At 42.4% G+C, this 15229-nt stretch carries 20 protein-coding genes, 6 tRNA genes, 1 rRNA gene and 1 pseudogene; 8 read left to right on the top strand and 20 right to left on the bottom strand.

The features are described from left to right. Positions 1-135: 135 nt before the first annotated feature. The 7 genes from CDZ94_RS14675 to sigW form a co-directional block, all read right to left on the bottom strand. Positions 136-771 (bottom strand): response regulator transcription factor, encoded by a 636-nt coding sequence (locus CDZ94_RS14675; RefSeq protein WP_096438270.1) that lies wholly within the window; start codon positions 769-771, stop codon positions 136-138. Beyond that, a complete protein-coding gene (locus CDZ94_RS14670) occupies positions 764-1813 on the bottom strand; it encodes a sensor histidine kinase (protein WP_096438268.1) in 1050 nt (349 codons plus the stop codon). Before CDZ94_RS14670 ends, CDZ94_RS14675 begins: the two co-directional genes overlap by 8 nt. Beyond that, a complete protein-coding gene (gene liaF, locus CDZ94_RS14665; protein WP_096438266.1) occupies positions 1810-2538 on the bottom strand; it encodes a cell wall-active antibiotics response protein LiaF in 729 nt (242 codons plus the stop codon). Before liaF ends, CDZ94_RS14670 begins: the two co-directional genes overlap by 4 nt. Before the next feature lie 86 nt (positions 2539-2624). Beyond that, positions 2625-3266, bottom strand: coding sequence for a PspA/IM30 family protein (locus tag CDZ94_RS14660; RefSeq protein WP_096438264.1), 642 nt, complete (start codon positions 3264-3266; stop codon positions 2625-2627). Positions 3267-3292: 26 nt separating this feature from the next. After that, complete coding sequence (locus tag CDZ94_RS14655) at positions 3293-3643, bottom strand: lmo0954 family membrane protein (RefSeq protein ID WP_096438262.1); 351 nt, start codon at positions 3641-3643, stop codon at positions 3293-3295. Between the two features lie 198 nt (positions 3644-3841). Next, positions 3842-4492, bottom strand: coding sequence for an anti-sigma factor family protein (locus CDZ94_RS14650; protein WP_096438260.1), 651 nt, complete (start codon positions 4490-4492; stop codon positions 3842-3844). 18 nt (positions 4493-4510) lie between these two features. Beyond that, positions 4511-5074 (bottom strand): RNA polymerase sigma factor SigW, encoded by a 564-nt coding sequence (gene sigW / locus CDZ94_RS14645; protein ID WP_096438258.1) that lies wholly within the window; start codon positions 5072-5074, stop codon positions 4511-4513. Between the two features lie 195 nt (positions 5075-5269). Between sigW and CDZ94_RS14640 the strand changes: the two genes are divergently transcribed. Further along, entirely contained in the window at positions 5270-5440 is a 171-nt protein-coding gene (locus tag CDZ94_RS14640) for an aspartyl-phosphate phosphatase Spo0E family protein (protein WP_096438256.1), read from the top strand. 574 nt (positions 5441-6014) lie between these two features. Here the strand turns inward: CDZ94_RS14640 and CDZ94_RS14635 are convergent. From CDZ94_RS14635 to CDZ94_RS14600, 8 genes are all read right to left on the bottom strand, one after another. Then, a tRNA-Ala gene (locus tag CDZ94_RS14635) sits at positions 6015-6090 on the bottom strand. Positions 6091-6107: 17 nt separating this feature from the next. Beyond that, positions 6108-6182: transfer RNA gene (locus tag CDZ94_RS14630), tRNA-Gln, on the bottom strand. Between the two features lie 17 nt (positions 6183-6199). Then, positions 6200-6275, bottom strand: a tRNA-Thr gene (locus tag CDZ94_RS14625). A 10-nt stretch (positions 6276-6285) separates the two neighbouring features. Continuing rightward, positions 6286-6360: transfer RNA gene (locus CDZ94_RS14620), tRNA-Glu, on the bottom strand. 3 nt (positions 6361-6363) lie between these two features. Then, a tRNA-Thr gene (locus tag CDZ94_RS14615) sits at positions 6364-6439 on the bottom strand. Position 6440: 1 nt separating this feature from the next. Further along, positions 6441-6515: transfer RNA gene (locus CDZ94_RS14610), tRNA-Asn, on the bottom strand. Positions 6516-6643: 128 nt separating this feature from the next. Further along, positions 6644-6760, bottom strand: a 5S ribosomal RNA gene (gene rrf / locus CDZ94_RS14605). A 130-nt stretch (positions 6761-6890) separates the two neighbouring features. Beyond that, on the bottom strand, positions 6891-7139 hold the full coding sequence (locus tag CDZ94_RS14600) for a hypothetical protein (protein WP_096438254.1): 249 nt from the start codon (positions 7137-7139) through the stop codon (positions 6891-6893). A 174-nt stretch (positions 7140-7313) separates the two neighbouring features. On the opposite strand from CDZ94_RS14600, the gene pdaB reads away from it, so the two are divergent. After that, complete coding sequence (gene pdaB / locus CDZ94_RS14595; RefSeq protein WP_096438252.1) at positions 7314-8075, top strand: polysaccharide deacetylase family sporulation protein PdaB; 762 nt, start codon at positions 7314-7316, stop codon at positions 8073-8075. A gap of 54 nt (positions 8076-8129) precedes the next feature. On the opposite strand, the gene CDZ94_RS14590 is transcribed toward pdaB, so the two are convergent. Continuing rightward, the gene (locus CDZ94_RS14590) at positions 8130-8747 is read right to left on the bottom strand and encodes a KinB-signaling pathway activation protein (RefSeq protein ID WP_096438250.1); all 618 of its coding nucleotides are present in this window, start codon (positions 8745-8747) and stop codon (positions 8130-8132) included. Positions 8748-8935: 188 nt separating this feature from the next. Between CDZ94_RS14590 and gerD the strand changes: the two genes are divergently transcribed. The 6 genes and pseudogenes from gerD to CDZ94_RS14555 all read left to right on the top strand — a co-directional run bounded on the left by gerD (position 8936) and on the right by CDZ94_RS14555 (position 11896). After that, a complete protein-coding gene (gene gerD, locus CDZ94_RS14585; RefSeq protein ID WP_096438248.1) occupies positions 8936-9583 on the top strand; it encodes a spore germination lipoprotein GerD in 648 nt (215 codons plus the stop codon). Positions 9584-9934: 351 nt separating this feature from the next. After that, positions 9935-10237, top strand: a complete 303-nt coding sequence (locus tag CDZ94_RS14580) for a hypothetical protein (RefSeq protein WP_157911765.1) — start codon at positions 9935-9937, stop codon at positions 10235-10237. A gap of 79 nt (positions 10238-10316) precedes the next feature. Next, the gene (locus CDZ94_RS14575; protein ID WP_157911764.1) at positions 10317-10634 is read left to right on the top strand and encodes a thiol-disulfide oxidoreductase DCC family protein; all 318 of its coding nucleotides are present in this window, start codon (positions 10317-10319) and stop codon (positions 10632-10634) included. Positions 10635-10864: 230 nt separating this feature from the next. Beyond that, positions 10865-11389: a hypothetical protein gene (locus tag CDZ94_RS14565; protein WP_096438240.1), complete on the top strand. Its 525-nt coding sequence runs from the start codon at positions 10865-10867 to the stop codon at positions 11387-11389. 12 nt (positions 11390-11401) lie between these two features. Continuing rightward, a pseudogene (locus CDZ94_RS21985) lies at positions 11402-11533 on the top strand (transglutaminase-like domain-containing protein); the annotation flags it as partial. Next, positions 11534-11896 carry a hypothetical protein gene (locus tag CDZ94_RS14555; protein WP_096438239.1) on the top strand — a complete coding sequence of 121 codons (363 nt, stop codon included), beginning with the start codon at positions 11534-11536 and terminating at the stop codon, positions 11894-11896. Between the two features lie 363 nt (positions 11897-12259). Here the strand turns inward: CDZ94_RS14555 and CDZ94_RS14550 are convergent, their stop codons facing one another. The 4 genes from CDZ94_RS14550 to rpsI form a co-directional block, all read right to left on the bottom strand. Beyond that, positions 12260-13321, bottom strand: coding sequence for an Mrp/NBP35 family ATP-binding protein (locus CDZ94_RS14550; protein ID WP_096438237.1), 1062 nt, complete (start codon positions 13319-13321; stop codon positions 12260-12262). A gap of 98 nt (positions 13322-13419) precedes the next feature. Beyond that, positions 13420-14139, bottom strand: a complete 720-nt coding sequence (gene cwlD, locus CDZ94_RS14545) for an N-acetylmuramoyl-L-alanine amidase CwlD (protein ID WP_232735667.1) — start codon at positions 14137-14139, stop codon at positions 13420-13422. Positions 14140-14213: 74 nt separating this feature from the next. Continuing rightward, positions 14214-14651: a DUF2521 family protein gene (locus CDZ94_RS14540; RefSeq protein ID WP_096438234.1), complete on the bottom strand. Its 438-nt coding sequence runs from the start codon at positions 14649-14651 to the stop codon at positions 14214-14216. Between the two features lie 177 nt (positions 14652-14828). After that, entirely contained in the window at positions 14829-15221 is a 393-nt protein-coding gene (gene rpsI, locus CDZ94_RS14535) for a 30S ribosomal protein S9 (RefSeq protein WP_096438233.1), read from the bottom strand. Between the last annotated feature and the right edge of the window lie 8 nt (positions 15222-15229).

The following is a 15229-nucleotide window of genomic DNA, read 5'->3' as shown; positions in this document are numbered from 1 at the left end:
TTCTTATTCGTTACATGTCAAGAAAAATTCGAATGTAATGAAATCCTGATAAAGCGAAACCCCTCTCCCTGAGAGATGATAATTTAAAAAGCTTAAAGACTACATCTCTAAGCTTTTCCTAGGCTAGGTGAATCTTTATTTTTCAACTAAGTCATGCTTAAACGCATAGATTACCGCTTGCGTCCGATCATGGACATCGAGTTTCGTTAGAATATTACTTACATGCACTTTCGTCGTTTTTAAAGCGATGAACAATTCATCGGCAATCTGCTGATTCGCTTTGCCTTCAGCCATCAGACGAAGAACTTCCATTTCCCGCTCTGTCAACTGCTCATGCGGATGGTCAACCGGCTTCTGACGCATTTTTGTCATGATTTTCCCTGTCACTTCCGGCTCTAAGATCGACTGTCCATCATACGTAGCACGGATGGCTTTGGCAATTTCACTGGCCTTCGACGTTTTTAGCATATAGCTCGTCGCACCGGCTTCAAGTGCTGGATAGACCTTTTCATCATCCAGAAAACTCGTAACAATAATGATCTTCGCTTCAGGCCACTGAGCAGTAATGTTTTTCGTTGCTTCAATGCCATCCATCTCTTTCATGACCAAGTCCATTAAAATAACATCCGGACGGAGCTTCATCGCAAGCTCTACTGCTTCATTTCCATCATCTGCTTCGGCAATCACTTCAATATCTGATTGTGCTGACAAATAAGATGATACTCCGATCCGTACCATTTCGTGATCATCAGCAAATAATACTCTAATCATCTGGATCGACCTCATTTCCAATCTTCGGTATTTTCACTTCAAGACGACTTCCTTCAGTTAACACACTTACAACTTTGATCGAGCCGCCTATTGACTCAGCTCTTTCTTTCATATTTTCCAGCCCATATGAGCCGTTGTTTTTCGTTTCCTCGACATCAAAGCCGACCCCATCATCTGCGACACGTAATATAATATGACCGTCTCTTTCAATAAGCATCACCTGCATGCGATTTGCTTTTGCATGGCGGAGCGTATTTGAGACAGACTCTTGAAGGATACGAAACAATTGATCCTCTACCCCTTTGTCTAAATCGAGCGGCTCTAGCTTCTGTTCAATTTCTATAGAGACTTTTTGCTTTAATTCCGCTAAAAGCTCCTCAATACCTTCTGTTAACGTTTTTCCCTTTAAGGCAGCTGGGCGAAGATGGAGAAGAAGTGCCCGCATCTCAAGTTGAGACTGTTCGATCATCTTCTCAACCATGTGGAGCTGCTTTTTTATCGCTTCACCTGCGGGTGGATTCGTTTCGTTCACAGTAGACATCATCATTGACGCTGCAAAAAGCTGCTGACTCACGGAATCATGAAGTTCACGGGCCAGACGATTCCGTTCTTGTACAACGACTTCCTGTAAGCTCTTTTCTCGCTCTGTAGCTCGCTCTGTCGCAAGCTGCTGTGCGAGCTTTGTTTGATCGGCAAATTTCTTTTCAAGTAAAAGGAACTTCTGGTCTAACTCTTTTAGCTCCTTTAACGACTCATATTCCGTACGTTCTCTTTTTTCCCCTTTTGTAACGGCCTCAAGCTGTTCATGCACCCATTTGAGCTTTTGTCGCCAATACCATCCTGAAATGGCACCAACGACAAGACCTACTAGGATTGTAAAAATGAGAATAGAGTAAATGTAGGGGAAGTCGAAAATTTCGCGTTCCCATAGCTCACTCCAGCTTTCAAAAGGATTTATGAGAAAAGTAGGGATGAGCAGTGTGACTGCAAACAACACAAAAATCAGCGTAGCGAATAATATCTGTTTTATAAATACACTCATATTCGCTTCACCTCTATATCTCCAGATAGAACAGAGGTGACAATTTTGACTCTCGGCTTTCTTTCATCGTATTCTGCCGTCTGATAAGCAAGCTGCTGATTGAAGAGCTTTGTGTTTTTTTCTTGAAAAATCGTCGCTCGACCGAACCACGCACTATGTGAAACAGAAACTTCTACTTCATATGGAACAAAAATCTTGATGTTACCTACTCCGTGACGAATCGAAATGATCGCATTATCCGGGATGACAGTATTACTGAGGTCAATTATTCGGTCACCAATACCGCCTTGAATATTAATATCCCGCCATGCGTAAGGCACTTCACTCGTTTTTTGCTGACCAATAAACCGATTTTTAAACAAGGGAAGGACGTAAACCATCGGCTCAACTTGACTCCCCGGCTGTTCTCCAAATTCAGGTTCGAGTGTTTCCGGGTCTTTTTTTGACCGATAATACCGGTAAAAAAACAAACAGACGAGCGAGATAAATAAAAACCGTACAGCCATAAGATTTAAGACAGTGAAAACGAGACTGACCAATCCAATCCAGAAGCAAAGCTTTCCGATTAATTTGTGGTAATATTTCCGGCCAATATAAAGAAGGAGAGCAAGAAAGATCACACCAAAAGCGAACCCGCCTCCAAAAAATAATACTTCAAAGACAAAGAGGACCGCCCCGATTAAAAATATCCAATTGAATGCTTCTGTTGATATACGTTGAAACATGAGCGATCCTACTTTCTTGTTTTCGTTAGGTTGGTTGTGCGAAAAGGACGCAGTGAACTGCGCCCTTCTTAGTTTACCATGTTTGGTTATTCTGCCCGAAGATTTTCCTTCTCTTGGAGCTTGTTTTCTAATTGCGCGATTTTGCTGTCAAAAGCGTTATGGTAGTAAGAGCTTGTTACTTGGTGCTCTAACCCTTCAATGTAGCGTTCCATGTCTGAGAACCGAGAATACGACGTTTCTCCTGTCTCTTCTGTCATTCGGTTCATTTGATGATGAGCTTTCGCCACGTTCTCTCGTCCCATTAGCTCCATGCGCTTCAAACGCATATCCTTTAATTTATGTTTCATTTCTTCATACTTACGCTCCAGATTTTCAAGTTGATCTACAGCATCCTCTCGTGATCGGTTCAAACGCTCGGCTCGAGCATTGTATTCTTCTAATTCTTGGATCGCAAAGTTATGAAGCTCATCTTCGCCTGCACGTGCAGCAACTTCTGCTTGTTGCTTTCGTTTCTCAGCCATCTCTACCGCTTCTTGGTGTTCCCGTGTAAACTCCTCTTTTAACCGATATTGTCGGTCCACCAGGTTGCGTACTTTTTCCGTTTCCTGCTCACTTTGGCGCAAGTATTGATTCAGTGCCGTAATCGGATTCTTGGATTCCTTTTTATCTAATAGATTGTGCATATCTGCTGAAATCGAATCCTTCATTCTAGTAAATAAAGTTGACATTCACCATCACTCCTCTGTAATTTTCATTATTTATTAAGCTCTGCCCATTGGCGTTCAAAATTTGTAAACGGATCATCATTTACTGGCTTATCAAACGTCACTTCTTTGTCTTCTTTCCACTTTTTATAGATCACATACAAGACATATAGTGCAACAACTCCAAGCAGCGCATAGATATTTGCTACACCTATACTTAAGACAATCAGCCCGACAATAACCCACATGATTTTTCCTACCGTAGATTCACTTTTCACAAACTGCTTAAAAATCACATATAGCAAATAAGCACTAACCGCAAGTAAAATCATCGGGCCAAGGTTAGCAAGTAAGACGAACAATGCAATAAGCCCGCCGACAAATAACAAAAACTTATTCATGTTTGGTGCCTCCTTTCTTTATCTTACTTTCATCTTACCTAGTTTCACTTTTTCACATCACGTGCCAGAGCAATATTTTCGCTAAGCCTTAGGGCGTATTTTACTTTAGGTTCCAAGGGTACATCCTGAACAACCGTTAACTAAAAAAACGCAAACCCTTTGTTATGCAGAGTTTGCGTTTGATCATTGTTCGTTTGCTTATTTTCCGTCATCGACTGGACCTGGTTCATCACCGTTAAATACATTCACGACTTCGTTTAGAAATGATTTCGTTTCATACCATAACCAGCCCATCATTTGATTAATCTCATTAATTTCTCCTGCGACATGACCTGCTGACGCAAGATAATTCTCGCCATTAATGACCGTTATATTCCCGAGAACTTCCCCTTCAACTTCGATATCACCATTTTTAATAAGCAAATCGCCTTCGATTGTTTCCCCTTGAGGAATAATGACGACATTTCGTTCTTCATCTATTTTAAAATTCCCTTGTCCTTGAACCGTTATATGAGAACCTCCACTCCAAATCGAAGACACACTCGTAACGAACAAGAGCATAAAGACCGCAGCAGCCAGCATGAATGGGTGCTTCCTCATCCACGTTTTCCACTTTTGAGCCTTCTTTTCTTGAGGGAGTTTATTCATTACATTCGCCGTAAAGTTACTAGGTGCTTCAATGTGGGATGCACTCTGCACAATGGCGATCGTTTTTCTAAGTTCCCTTAAATGGTTTTCGCATTCACGGCATGTCATAATATGCTGCTCAAATTGCTTTTTTTCCAAAAGTGTCATTTCTTCATCTAAATATTGATGAAGCTGTGCTTTTTTTATGTTTTCACAACCCATTCTTTGCACCCCTTTCTGTCAGGAACTGCGTAACTTTTTACGTAACGCCTCTCTTCCACGGTGGATGCGTGTTTTAACCGTGGCAACTGGGAGATTTAATATTTCACTAATTTCTTTTAAAGAAAGGTCTTCAAGGTACTTTAAGATAATCGCAGATCGATACTTCGGTGGCAGTTGTGAGATTTCATTCTGGATCCAATCCTGTGTTTCAAACTGGATGACTTTATCTTCAGGAAGCTCTTCATCTGCTGCGATCTGAGAGTAATAGGTGAGGTCCTCTGTCCCACTCACGCGGTCATCCAAATGAAAGTCCGGTTTCTTTTTACGGATCCGATCGATTGATAAGTTCGTAGCAATCCTAAATAACCATGTCGAGAACTTTCGATTCATATCGTAACTGTCAATGTTCGTATACGCTCTTAAAAATGCTTCTTGTGCCACATCCTGCGCTTCATGAACATTTCCAAGCATGCGGTATGATATTTGATACACTTTATCCTTGTATAGTTCAACCAGCTCTCCAAAGGCTTGCTGGTTTCCTTTTTTAACTTCCATAATAATTTTTTTAACCACCGCATCCATGCATAAAACCTCCGCTCCTTGCGGCTACCTTCTTTACGTTTTAGGTATAAAAAGGTTTCACCAAAATTTCCACCTTTTATTCTATCACTTAGATCCAGAAAAATCATACTTTTCCTAAAAAAGTATTTGTTTGGAATATAAAATCTTTGGGTATCCTATTACCATAACGTCTCATACTGATGGGAGGGCGCATAATTGGAAATCAATCAAAAAGAGTTATTAGAGGAAATTGAATGGGCAAGGAGAAGAATGCATTACCTTTCATCCCACCACAACCGCACCTCTCTTGAAGTTGTCGCAATTAGCACCTATCTCGATGAACTACTAAACCAATACCAATCGACATATTACAAAATTGGAAGTTAACGAAGAAAAAAACGCATAGCGGTCTTTTATTAATAACAGCGTGAGCTTACGCCGCATGTTTTAAGTCTCAAGGATGCTTTTCCCTTGAGACGAGCGACGTGAAGGTAGCTGTCCTCTTATAAATGCTTTTTTTAAGAAAAGCGCAAGGCGCCCGTGTAGCCGATGACATGCAAATGTTCAGTCCAATAAAAAGTGCTTTTTACTTTTAATAAGACAGGTTGTTTGACACGACACGATCGCGCCTGGAGCTAGACATCGAAAAACGTGGATTTTTATGCCTTCTTAGCTCTCAAAAATGAATATAGCTCCCTTTACCTGCTCGTCACAGTTTTGAGCAGGTTTTTTTAAATCTTTTATAAAGGTTTGTTTTTTGAGCGTGACAGTTTTGCAATTCAAATGATCGTGGAGGATAAATTCATTTGTCCGTAACATCAACATTGTGGATTAATATTTCATAGCCTGAGAACAAGGGTGTACGCTTGCACTGTGCATAAAACTTTCTTTTGCTCGATTACAGAGCTAAATTACATAAAAAAAGCTTGGCTACAGCTAGCCAAGTTTTGTTTGTTTTAAATGGTGGAGCCTAGCGGGATCGAACCGCTGACCTCCTGCGTGCAAAGCAGGCGCTCTCCCAGCTGAGCTAAGGCCCCGATATAAATGAAAGAAATGGCAGGGCTAGCAGGATTCGAACCTGCGAATCACGGAATCAAAATCCGATGCCTTACCGCTTGGCTATAGCCCTTCGTGTACAATTTGAAATGGTGCTGGCCAGAGGACTTGAACCCCCAACCTACTGATTACAAGTCAGTTGCTCTACCAATTGAGCTAGGCCAGCATAATATTGCTGGTGACCCGTACGGGATTCGAACCCGTGTTACCGCCGTGAAAGGGCGGTGTCTTAACCACTTGACCAACGGGCCTCCTGGAGCTTCCTAGCGGGCTTGAACCGCTGACCTCATCCTTACCATGGATGCGCTCTACCAACTGAGCTAAGGAAGCATGGCTCCACAGGTAGGACTCGAACCTACGACCGATCGGTTAACAGCCGATTGCTCTACCACTGAGCTACTGTGGAATGGTTTCTGATTGCCAATAAGCGGCGAATCTCTTCGTCTTCTGCGCTCGATCGATTCCTCACGTACTTTGGTACGCTCCGGATCTCTCTCACTTGCTTTTTTTGGCAGATCCCTTTTTAAAAGGGTTGCCCAGCGACGTCCTACTCTCACAGGGGGAGAGCCCCCAACTACCATCGGCGCTGGAGAGCTTAACTTCCGTGTTCGGCATGGGAACGGGTGTGACCTCTCCGCTATCGTTACTAGGCTTTATTGACATTTGATATCATACTACTTTTCTACAAAAAATGCAAGAGCTTCATCTGATTTTTTTAAGATACGAATTCACTCTTTGATTTTCCGAAGACCCGTAGTCGTGTGGTTTCAACTATTAAGTTTTACTCTGACTTTCGTTTCGATTCTTCATGCTTGGAGGAACGGCGGTGTCGAACATACTTCAAGTAATCCTTCGGTTGTGCAAAACGCTTGTACATTCGAAAAATAAGCTGGTACCGCTCTTCCATCGCCCGCTTAACCAATCCATCAATCCGTGAATCCGTTAAATCAAGCAGCAATTCCTCCAATTCTCTTTTCAGCAGGTATTCCATTTCTTGTGTTTCTTTCGGATTTAATAAAATGCCAAACATAGGTCACCTCTAGTTTTCAACATTTACTTTCCTTTATTCAATGTTCATGTGACTTTTTTCGTTTTTTTATTGCTCATTCCATCTGTAAAATTATTTGCCGATTCCTCCCAATTTATTCATAAAAACCTGTCCCTCGAATACATATAGGATAACAATGGACAAGGAGGGCTTCGGATGAATTTCTTTTGGATATGGAATGCCAAAATGATCAAAAAGTATATGATTATTGTTCTGGCCGCATTCTTTACTGCAGGCATCCTCTATGTTGAACGAACACAGATCCCTGTATTTTCAACGGATGAAAGACCAGTCGCTATTTACAAAGTGGATACGGAAGACAAAGATCTTGCCTTAACTTTTAATATAAGCTGGGGAGAAGAAAGAGCAATTCCTATACTCGACACATTAAAAGAAAACGACATATCGAATGCGGCATTTTTCATATCAGCCTCTTGGGCTGAACGACACCCCGAAGTGGTTGAACGTATCTTAGAAGATGGACACGAAATCGGCAGCCACGGATTCCGTCACGACCACTATACAAAATGGGAAGATGAGAACATTAAAAAAGACATCTTAACAGCACACGAAATTATTAGAAAAGTAAGTGATACCACCCCCCATTTCTTAAGGCCACCGAACGGGAACTTTGATGACCGAGTCTTAAAAATCGCAGAAAATCTCGATTACGACGTGATCCATTGGAGTATTAATTCCAACGACTGGTTAAATCCCGGCGTTGATAAAATTGTGGACAATGTAGTAAGTGAAGCTTCACCAGGCGACATTGTCCTCTTCCATGCCTCTGATTCAGCAAAACAAACAGCCGAAGCACTCCCTGAAATTATCAGCCAGCTATCATCCGATGGCTTCAACTTCGTATCACTGTCCGAACTCATGAGCGGATCCGAAACCGAAAGTCAAGAAATTAATTAAAAGTTCAGGGGACTGTCCCCCGAACAAATTGTGAACTCAAAAAAAACTCAGCCACTAAGAAGTGGGCTGAGCTTTTTTTGAGGTGTTCGGTTGTTCATGGAGACGGTGCAATACTAATACTTGCCAAGTATTCGCTACAAGTAGCGGCACGAGAGCGCTCCATAAAAATGTCGGATCGTTTTCTCTTAATGCAGGAATCCATTCGATCATTGAAACGACAACGATAAAAAATAGCGTCGGGATAAACGCGGTCCAATTCGTATCTTTACTCTTGATGTAGGCAACAATCAACCCATATACTAGCAAGAATAAAGGCATGATAGCATATCCGCCCATCGTTTCCCCTTCTTGAGCAAACAGTAAATGCCTAAAAAACATGAGATCAAATAGCGCAAACAAAATGATCACGACTTGCACCCGATTCCACAACTGAGTCGAATTAAAAATCCCCAATCCAAAGCGATGAATGGTAAGGTAAGCAAAGAAGCCCATTTGCGCAATGACTGTCCAAATCCCAGCAGCAATAAACAACATAAACAAGCCACCGAATTGCCCGTTTGATAGGTCTTGAATGTGTGTATTAAAATCAAGAATGAACCCCATTAATAAGCCTGCTGAGGTACCAATAAGGAATGTACTATAAAATAAAAAAACAACTTTTCTTGTATTCACGATTGTTCCTCCACTGTTCGATATCTGCCAACCTCTATTGTATCAAACCTGATACGTTCAATTCCACTTTTTTTCATTACCTAAAGCCACCAATTGTGCCAACCTGTTTCATGCGTCGTACCGCATAAAGGAGCCCTCATTAACGCATATTAGAAAAAAAGACAACTGCGAAAAGGGGCTGGCACCTAATGAACAATGTCGGGAAAAAAGCGGCCTTATCTTTACTCGTTTTTTGTTTACTCGCTTTTACTGGCTGTGCCGCCATGGAAGAGCAAAACACGCAGCCTGATTATGAGAGCACTAAAAAAATGATGGTGGACATGTTAAAAACCGATGAAGGTAAGCAGGCGATACAAGAAATCCTCCAGGACGAACAAGTCCGTCAATCCATTATACTGGATCAAGCTTTTGTAAAAGACACAATTGAAAGTACCCTCACAACTGAGCAAGGAAAAGGGTTTTGGGAAGAAATGATGAAAGACACAGAATTCACAAAATCTCTTGCTGAAAGTATGCAGGAAGAAAATGAACAAGTACTCAAAGGGCTAATGAAAGACCCTGAGTATCAAGGAATGCTAATTGATGTAATGAAAGACCCTGAAATGGAAGATGAATACCTTGAACTCATGCAAAGCAAGGAATACAGAACGCAAGTCATGAACATAATGACAGAAGCTTTCGAAAGCCCTTACTTCATTGCTCGACTTAACACTGTTTTAGCTAAAGTAGCCGAAGAGCAAATGAAAAAGCAAGACGATGAAGAACAACAACAGGAAGAAGGAGGCAGCCAGGAAGAAGACCCACAAGGTGGCGGCGGCCAAGGCGGAGGAAATTAACTACTAAATATTAACCATTCAGAGGGTGTCTCAAGGTCGTTTTTTTGACCTATTGTGACATCCTCTAATATTATTGTTACCATAGCCATTTTAGTAAAAATAGCCTCTTAAAATAATCCAAATTCTTTTTGTAAATAAATTCTGCATGTTGGAACTGGCTTAAATAATCTCCTTTTAAGCTTTTGGGCACCTCACTGCACGACCGCAGCCAGAAGAGGTATTTCTCCGTCTATTCAAGCCACACCTAATCGAGCCGTTCAGGGCAATCCTTCCTTTAATAAAACGTTATCCCGACAAACAAAATCAGCCAGTTTTCCAAAATCAGTTCCAAATTCACGTGCAATCGCACAGGTGGGCAAAAACCGACTGTCTACATCTTCAGCTTTCATGAAGTACAAAGGTCTTCTTCATAATCTTGCTGTCATTGCTTGTGGTGCTCAGCTGATTATTCTCTACTTTGTATCCGGTCTTGGTCTTTACCAGACCATGGGTGGAATGTGGCACGAAGGAACAGCCATTTACTACATTACCCAAGTCGAACAGTATTATATTCCTTCATTTATTGGAAATTTAGTCCTATCTAGCGAAGTTTTGATGGTAGGTCACACTCTCTTCAGTCTTGATAAAACTGGCATTTCCATTTATGCTATTTAACAAATATACAAAGTACGCAGCCATCTTAATTATGGCTACTTTCCACCTGGGAATTCTGTTTACAATGGGCCTTGTCACAATGTCTATTGCGATGCTTGCTATTGAGTGTATTTTCATTACAGATAAAGAATATAAAGGGTTCAAAAAGGGACTACGTAACATCATCCGGCGTTTCAACCTGCAGTTAAAATACGCTACCCGACCGCTTAGAAGAAAACATATCGCTGATAGCCATCAACTGATCGTGTTTTATGACGGCTGGTGTCCTATGTGTCAATCAATCATTCAGCGCCTGCACGCCATCGATTATTTGAACCTTATTTCTTTTTTTCCTTTCGTGATAAAACCATCGCCGCATCCTACAATCTTGATACCGGTTTGGCGGAAAAAGAAATGACAGCCTTCACCTTGAAAGCAAACAGGTATATAAGTGGAAATCAAGCTTTCCTGGCATTGAGCAAAAGGCTATTCCCTCTCTGGGGAGTCGCTGAGAGGACAGGGCTTGGTCCCCGGTTTTACACTTACGTAGCAAAACGACGGAAAGTTGTACCGATAAACCACTGTACAGAAGACGCCTGCACAATGGAAGACAGCTAAAACCTCGTAATAGAATATGGAGTGATTCGGTTGAAACATCCTTTAAGCAACAACCTTACACGTGTAAGAGTTAAAGAGAAGGCAGTACATTACTTCTATCATTATAAAAACAGACAGAAAGATACACTCAGAACCTGGGTTGCACTCCCCCCCCCGGAAACATCGACCCAGGGAAATATCCGGATTGATTCTGCCGTTCATCCTGACCAAGAAAGCCACCATCTAGGACAAACACTTTATTACTACGAGCTTGCTCCCGGGGATGAAATCGAACTTTCCATCTACGTAGACTTGTACCGCGTCAGTCTCGAATCCTACGAAGGCGAGCGTGAGCAACCTGTTCCTTTATCCTCTGAAGAAAAAGCGTTCTACCTTCGCTCCGAACCGCTGAGCCCGGTTACTGAAGAACTAAGAAAGGAAGCCCTCGCGATCGCTGATAAGAACACTCTTCCTTTGGAACAAGCTTGGCAACTGTTCACTCACCTCTATAAAACATACAAATACCAGTACCCACCTAAAAAGCGCGGTGCCCTTTATTTCAAAGAAAAAAAGTAGGGAGACTGCGGGGAATACTCTTTTCTTTTTGCTTCCTACCTTAAGTGCCTCGGCATTCCGTGTCGCTCTGTGACCGGAAGCTGGGCAAAAGGCAGTATGAAAGCACACGTATGGAGCGAATTTTACATCGATGGAGTCGGCTAGTTGCCAGCTGATACGAGCGTTGCATCCATCCTTAAAGGCTGGCACCAGCATTTTCTCGCTCCCCTCACGATGGGAGCAAGCGCGAAGAAAAAAGACGCGTTTGCTGCTTCGGAAGGAAGGCGGCTCGCATTCTCCCTTGATTTTAGCTGGCCGCTGACACCCACCTTCAAAGAACAACCTGTTCCTGAAAAGTACGAGCTTGTTACGTGGGGAAAAAAGAACATGGCCTATGGATACCATAGCCTTGAAGGTGCCGCACCCATTCTACAGCCGATTTACATGCAATATGCGCCACTTCCAGTCAAGCAGAGCCAGGAAGACAACTTCGGCAAATGGACAATTAAGGACGTTGACCCGATTTAGCGTTGGGCCTATGAGATAAAGCAACTCAGTTTCCTATCGCAGCCATTATTTTTTTATTTTCCTGTACGTGAACAGAAGCGCAGAACTTTTGCCGCTCTCTGAGGACCTTCTTTACGCCCTGTCAATAGGTCTGATATCCATTTACTTGTTTTCCTCACTTATGCGTAAAGAAGCAAGCAAAAGTGTCATCGCTGTTTTACTCCTTACCAGCATCATGACCACCGATTTCACATTAAGATTGTTTGGTGTCTACTTGTTTGGCTAATAAAATGCCGCTTGCTTTCTTTTAATGGTAGCTACCACCTTAACTTTTATAACTCAATAAAACCGACCGACAGAGTAAATCCTGTCGGTCGGTTTTTCTTATTTCCCAACCTTATCAATAACAGATTGGGCCATCTCCATATAAATTTTTCCGATTTGGTGATCGGCGTCATACACAGATGGGGCAAAGTTTTCTTCGTCAATTTCAGGCTGGCCGAGTGGGATGTGAGACAAGACTTCACTTTTTAACTCTTCTGCTAACTTAACGCCGCCGCCTTTTCCAAAGACATACTCTTTTTCGCCAGTGAGCTTGCTTTCAAAGTAGGCCATGTTCTCGACAATGCCAAGGATCTCATGATCTGTTTTGATCGCCATAGCCCCTGCTCTGGCTGCAACAAACGCTGCTGTCGCGTGTGGAGTCGTCACAATGATTTCCTTACATTGTGGAATCATCGAGTGGATATCTAATGCTACATCTCCTGTTCCTGGTGGCAGATCAAGAATGAGGTAGTCTAAATCTTCCCACTCTACTTCATTAAAGAAGTTGTTCAGCATTTTTCCAAGCATTGGACCTCTCCAAATGATCGGTGAGTTATCTTCAACGAAAAAGCCCATGGAAATGACTTGCACATCGAAACGGTTGACTGGATAAATACGCTCTTCGACAACTTTCGGACGCTCTTCAATGCCCATCATATCAGGTACACTAAAGCCATAAATGTCCGCGTCGATGATCCCGACTTTCTTTCCTTTACGAGCGAGAGAAGTAGCCAAGTTCACACTTACAGTAGACTTTCCGACACCGCCCTTACCACTTGTCACGGCAATAAACGTTGTCTTTCCACTTTTCGCGCGATCTAAAAGCGTCTCCCCTTCTTCTTTTGAACCAGCACCACCCCCGTGCTCAGCAATCACATCGTCTGAAAGCTTTTCAAAGCGAAGACCTACAGAGTCAGCCCCTGCCTCTTTAACAGCACTTACAACCGCTTGCTGAAGCTGCATTTGCTCAGCTGTACCTGGTTGTGCGATGGCTAATTTTAAACTTACGAGCTTATCTTTAATCTTGACTTCTTTAACAGCCTCAAGATCCGTAAGACTTTTTCCTAAGTGCGGCTCTTGCACATTTTTGAGTGCATCAAGCACTTGTTGTTCTGTCAACATCGTAACACCGCCCTCTATGTATTCGTTTTCCAACACCCCAAGTATAACATAGATGCCCACATTCTCTCTGCAATTGAAGGTTAATTAGAGCGAATCATTTACTGATCCGCTCCTGGAAGTGGGTCTCCATTTGCATAGCGTAGAATCCCCTCATAAATTGAAGCCGCTATACTCTGTTGGTAGTCCTTCGTTTTTAACAGTTGAGCTTCCGTTGGATTAGACAAAAAGCCGACTTCCACAAGGGCTCCTGGAATTTTCGATTCTTTCATCAAATACACGCTATTTATCGGACGAGCGTCACGGCTTGTGTTTTCCAAGTTCCGAATAATTTCACCTTGAATTTGTTTAGCCAAACCCTCACTGTTTTCAATGCTACGATTGTAAAACGTCTGCGCACCTTTCCATTTAGAGGAAGGTATCGCATTTAAATGAAGACTAATAAATAAATCGGCATTCGATTCATTAATGAGTTCCACCCTACGTTTTAAATCCTCGACTTTTCTTGAACGGATTCGTTTCGTTGCTTCTGAGGCTAGGTCGTGATCCCCTTCACGCGTCATAAGGACAAGAGCTCCAGCTTCTTGCAAATAATCACGAAGGCTAAAGCTGATTTGCAAAGAAATATCCTTTTCTAAATCCCCCGTTTTTGACGATGCCCCACCATCGATCCCACCATGCCCAGGGTCAAGTACGATGACTTTCCCCGATAATGGTAAACTCATCCCGGCCGAATCCTCACTCGCAAAAGGGTATTGTATAATGAATATAAGTGCGATACATGCAAAAATAACCGCTAACCATTTCCAACGCTTTCTCACAGCGCTCCCCTCCTTGTCTACTCCATATATATGGGACAAGAACGGAATTCAGAACTGTTAACACACCTTACTTATTAATGAAGTTTCATTCGATAACGGCGCACCCCTTCATTAAACCCTTTTTCCCACCACCTGTGAACAAAGGTTTCACTAAGCTGTTTATATTGCTCTTCTTCTGTTACACTCCCTTTTAACCACGCCTGAAATTGGCCTGCCACTTGTTCGCAGTAAATTTCCAAATCCTCTAAGCAGCGCTGCTTCGCCATTTCAGCTGTTTCGCCAAAATAGCCAAACCGGCCATATTCCGATCCAAGTAGATATGCATCAATGCCTACATCCAAGCAAAAATCCTCTAAATACATATGGCTTACCCTGTCCATCATAATCGTAGTAAAAAAATGCTGGTGAACATCTTTTCTTAAATCACTGATGGACAGACTTCTTAACACTCTTCGTTCATAATTCCACTGTTTCTTTCGTCTTTTTTCACTGAATGATGTAATTAAGTTCATGGCTCCGCCTCTTTTTTATTTTTATTGTGAGCCTTGGAGAAAAGTTCATAACCGCAAAAACATCCCAATTCAGCCATGGAAAAGCTGCCAGAAATCTCTTGTGATGAGACTTTTTCTTAAGCGCAAACTAAAAACAACCCCTCTTCCAAAAAGGAAAAGGGGTTGTAAATAGCAATATTAACGCTTAGAGAACTGAGGAGCACGTCGAGCTGCTTTAAGACCGTATTTCTTACGCTCTTTCATACGAGCGTCACGAGTCAAGAAGCCAGCACGCTTTAGGGATGTGCGGTACTCAGGATCTGCTTCTAGAAGCGCGCGAGAGATTCCGTGACGGATCGCACCCGCTTGTCCTGTGTAGCCACCGCCGTCAACATTTACGTGAATGTTGTACGTACCTTCTGTTTCAGTCTCAGCTAGTGGTTGTTTTACAATTAGTTTTAAAGTTTCAAGGTCGAAATACTCGTTGATGTTGCGACCGTTGATGACAATTGTGCCATCACCAGGTACTAAGCGTACACGTGCAACAGAGTGTTTACGACGACCTGTTCCATAGTATTGAACCTGTGCCAAGTGGATAA

Source organism: Alteribacter populi, from assembly GCF_002352765.1.
Classification (GTDB): Bacteria; Bacillota; Bacilli; order Bacillales; family Salisediminibacteriaceae; genus Alteribacter; species Alteribacter populi.
Note: the sequence above shows the minus strand (reverse complement) of the source record. Positions and strands in the feature narration are given on the sequence as shown.

Bases quoted from the DNA above. Each gene is read 5' to 3' on its own strand.
- CDZ94_RS14675 (WP_096438270.1), bottom strand. From the start codon at position 771: ATGATTAGAGTATTATTTGCTGATGATCACGAAATGGTACGGATCGGA.
- CDZ94_RS14670 (WP_096438268.1), bottom strand. From the start codon at position 1,813: ATGAGTGTATTTATAAAACAGATATTATTCGCTACGCTGATTTTTGTG.
- liaF (WP_096438266.1), bottom strand. From the start codon at position 2,538: ATGTTTCAACGTATATCAACAGAAGCATTCAATTGGATATTTTTAATC.
- CDZ94_RS14660 (WP_096438264.1), bottom strand. From the start codon at position 3,266: ATGTCAACTTTATTTACTAGAATGAAGGATTCGATTTCAGCAGATATG.
- CDZ94_RS14655 (WP_096438262.1), bottom strand. From the start codon at position 3,643: ATGAATAAGTTTTTGTTATTTGTCGGCGGGCTTATTGCATTGTTCGTC.
- CDZ94_RS14650 (WP_096438260.1), bottom strand. From the start codon at position 4,492: ATGGGTTGTGAAAACATAAAAAAAGCACAGCTTCATCAATATTTAGAT.
- sigW (WP_096438258.1), bottom strand. From the start codon at position 5,074: ATGGATGCGGTGGTTAAAAAAATTATTATGGAAGTTAAAAAAGGAAAC.
- CDZ94_RS14600 (WP_096438254.1), bottom strand. From the start codon at position 7,139: ATGTTTGGCATTTTATTAAATCCGAAAGAAACACAAGAAATGGAATAC.
- pdaB (WP_096438252.1), top strand. From the start codon at position 7,314: ATGAATTTCTTTTGGATATGGAATGCCAAAATGATCAAAAAGTATATG.
- gerD (WP_096438248.1), top strand. From the start codon at position 8,936: ATGAACAATGTCGGGAAAAAAGCGGCCTTATCTTTACTCGTTTTTTGT.
- CDZ94_RS14575 (WP_157911764.1), top strand. From the start codon at position 10,317: ATGTCTATTGCGATGCTTGCTATTGAGTGTATTTTCATTACAGATAAA.
- CDZ94_RS14550 (WP_096438237.1), bottom strand. From the start codon at position 13,321: ATGTTGACAGAACAACAAGTGCTTGATGCACTCAAAAATGTGCAAGAG.
- CDZ94_RS14540 (WP_096438234.1), bottom strand. From the start codon at position 14,651: ATGAACTTAATTACATCATTCAGTGAAAAAAGACGAAAGAAACAGTGG.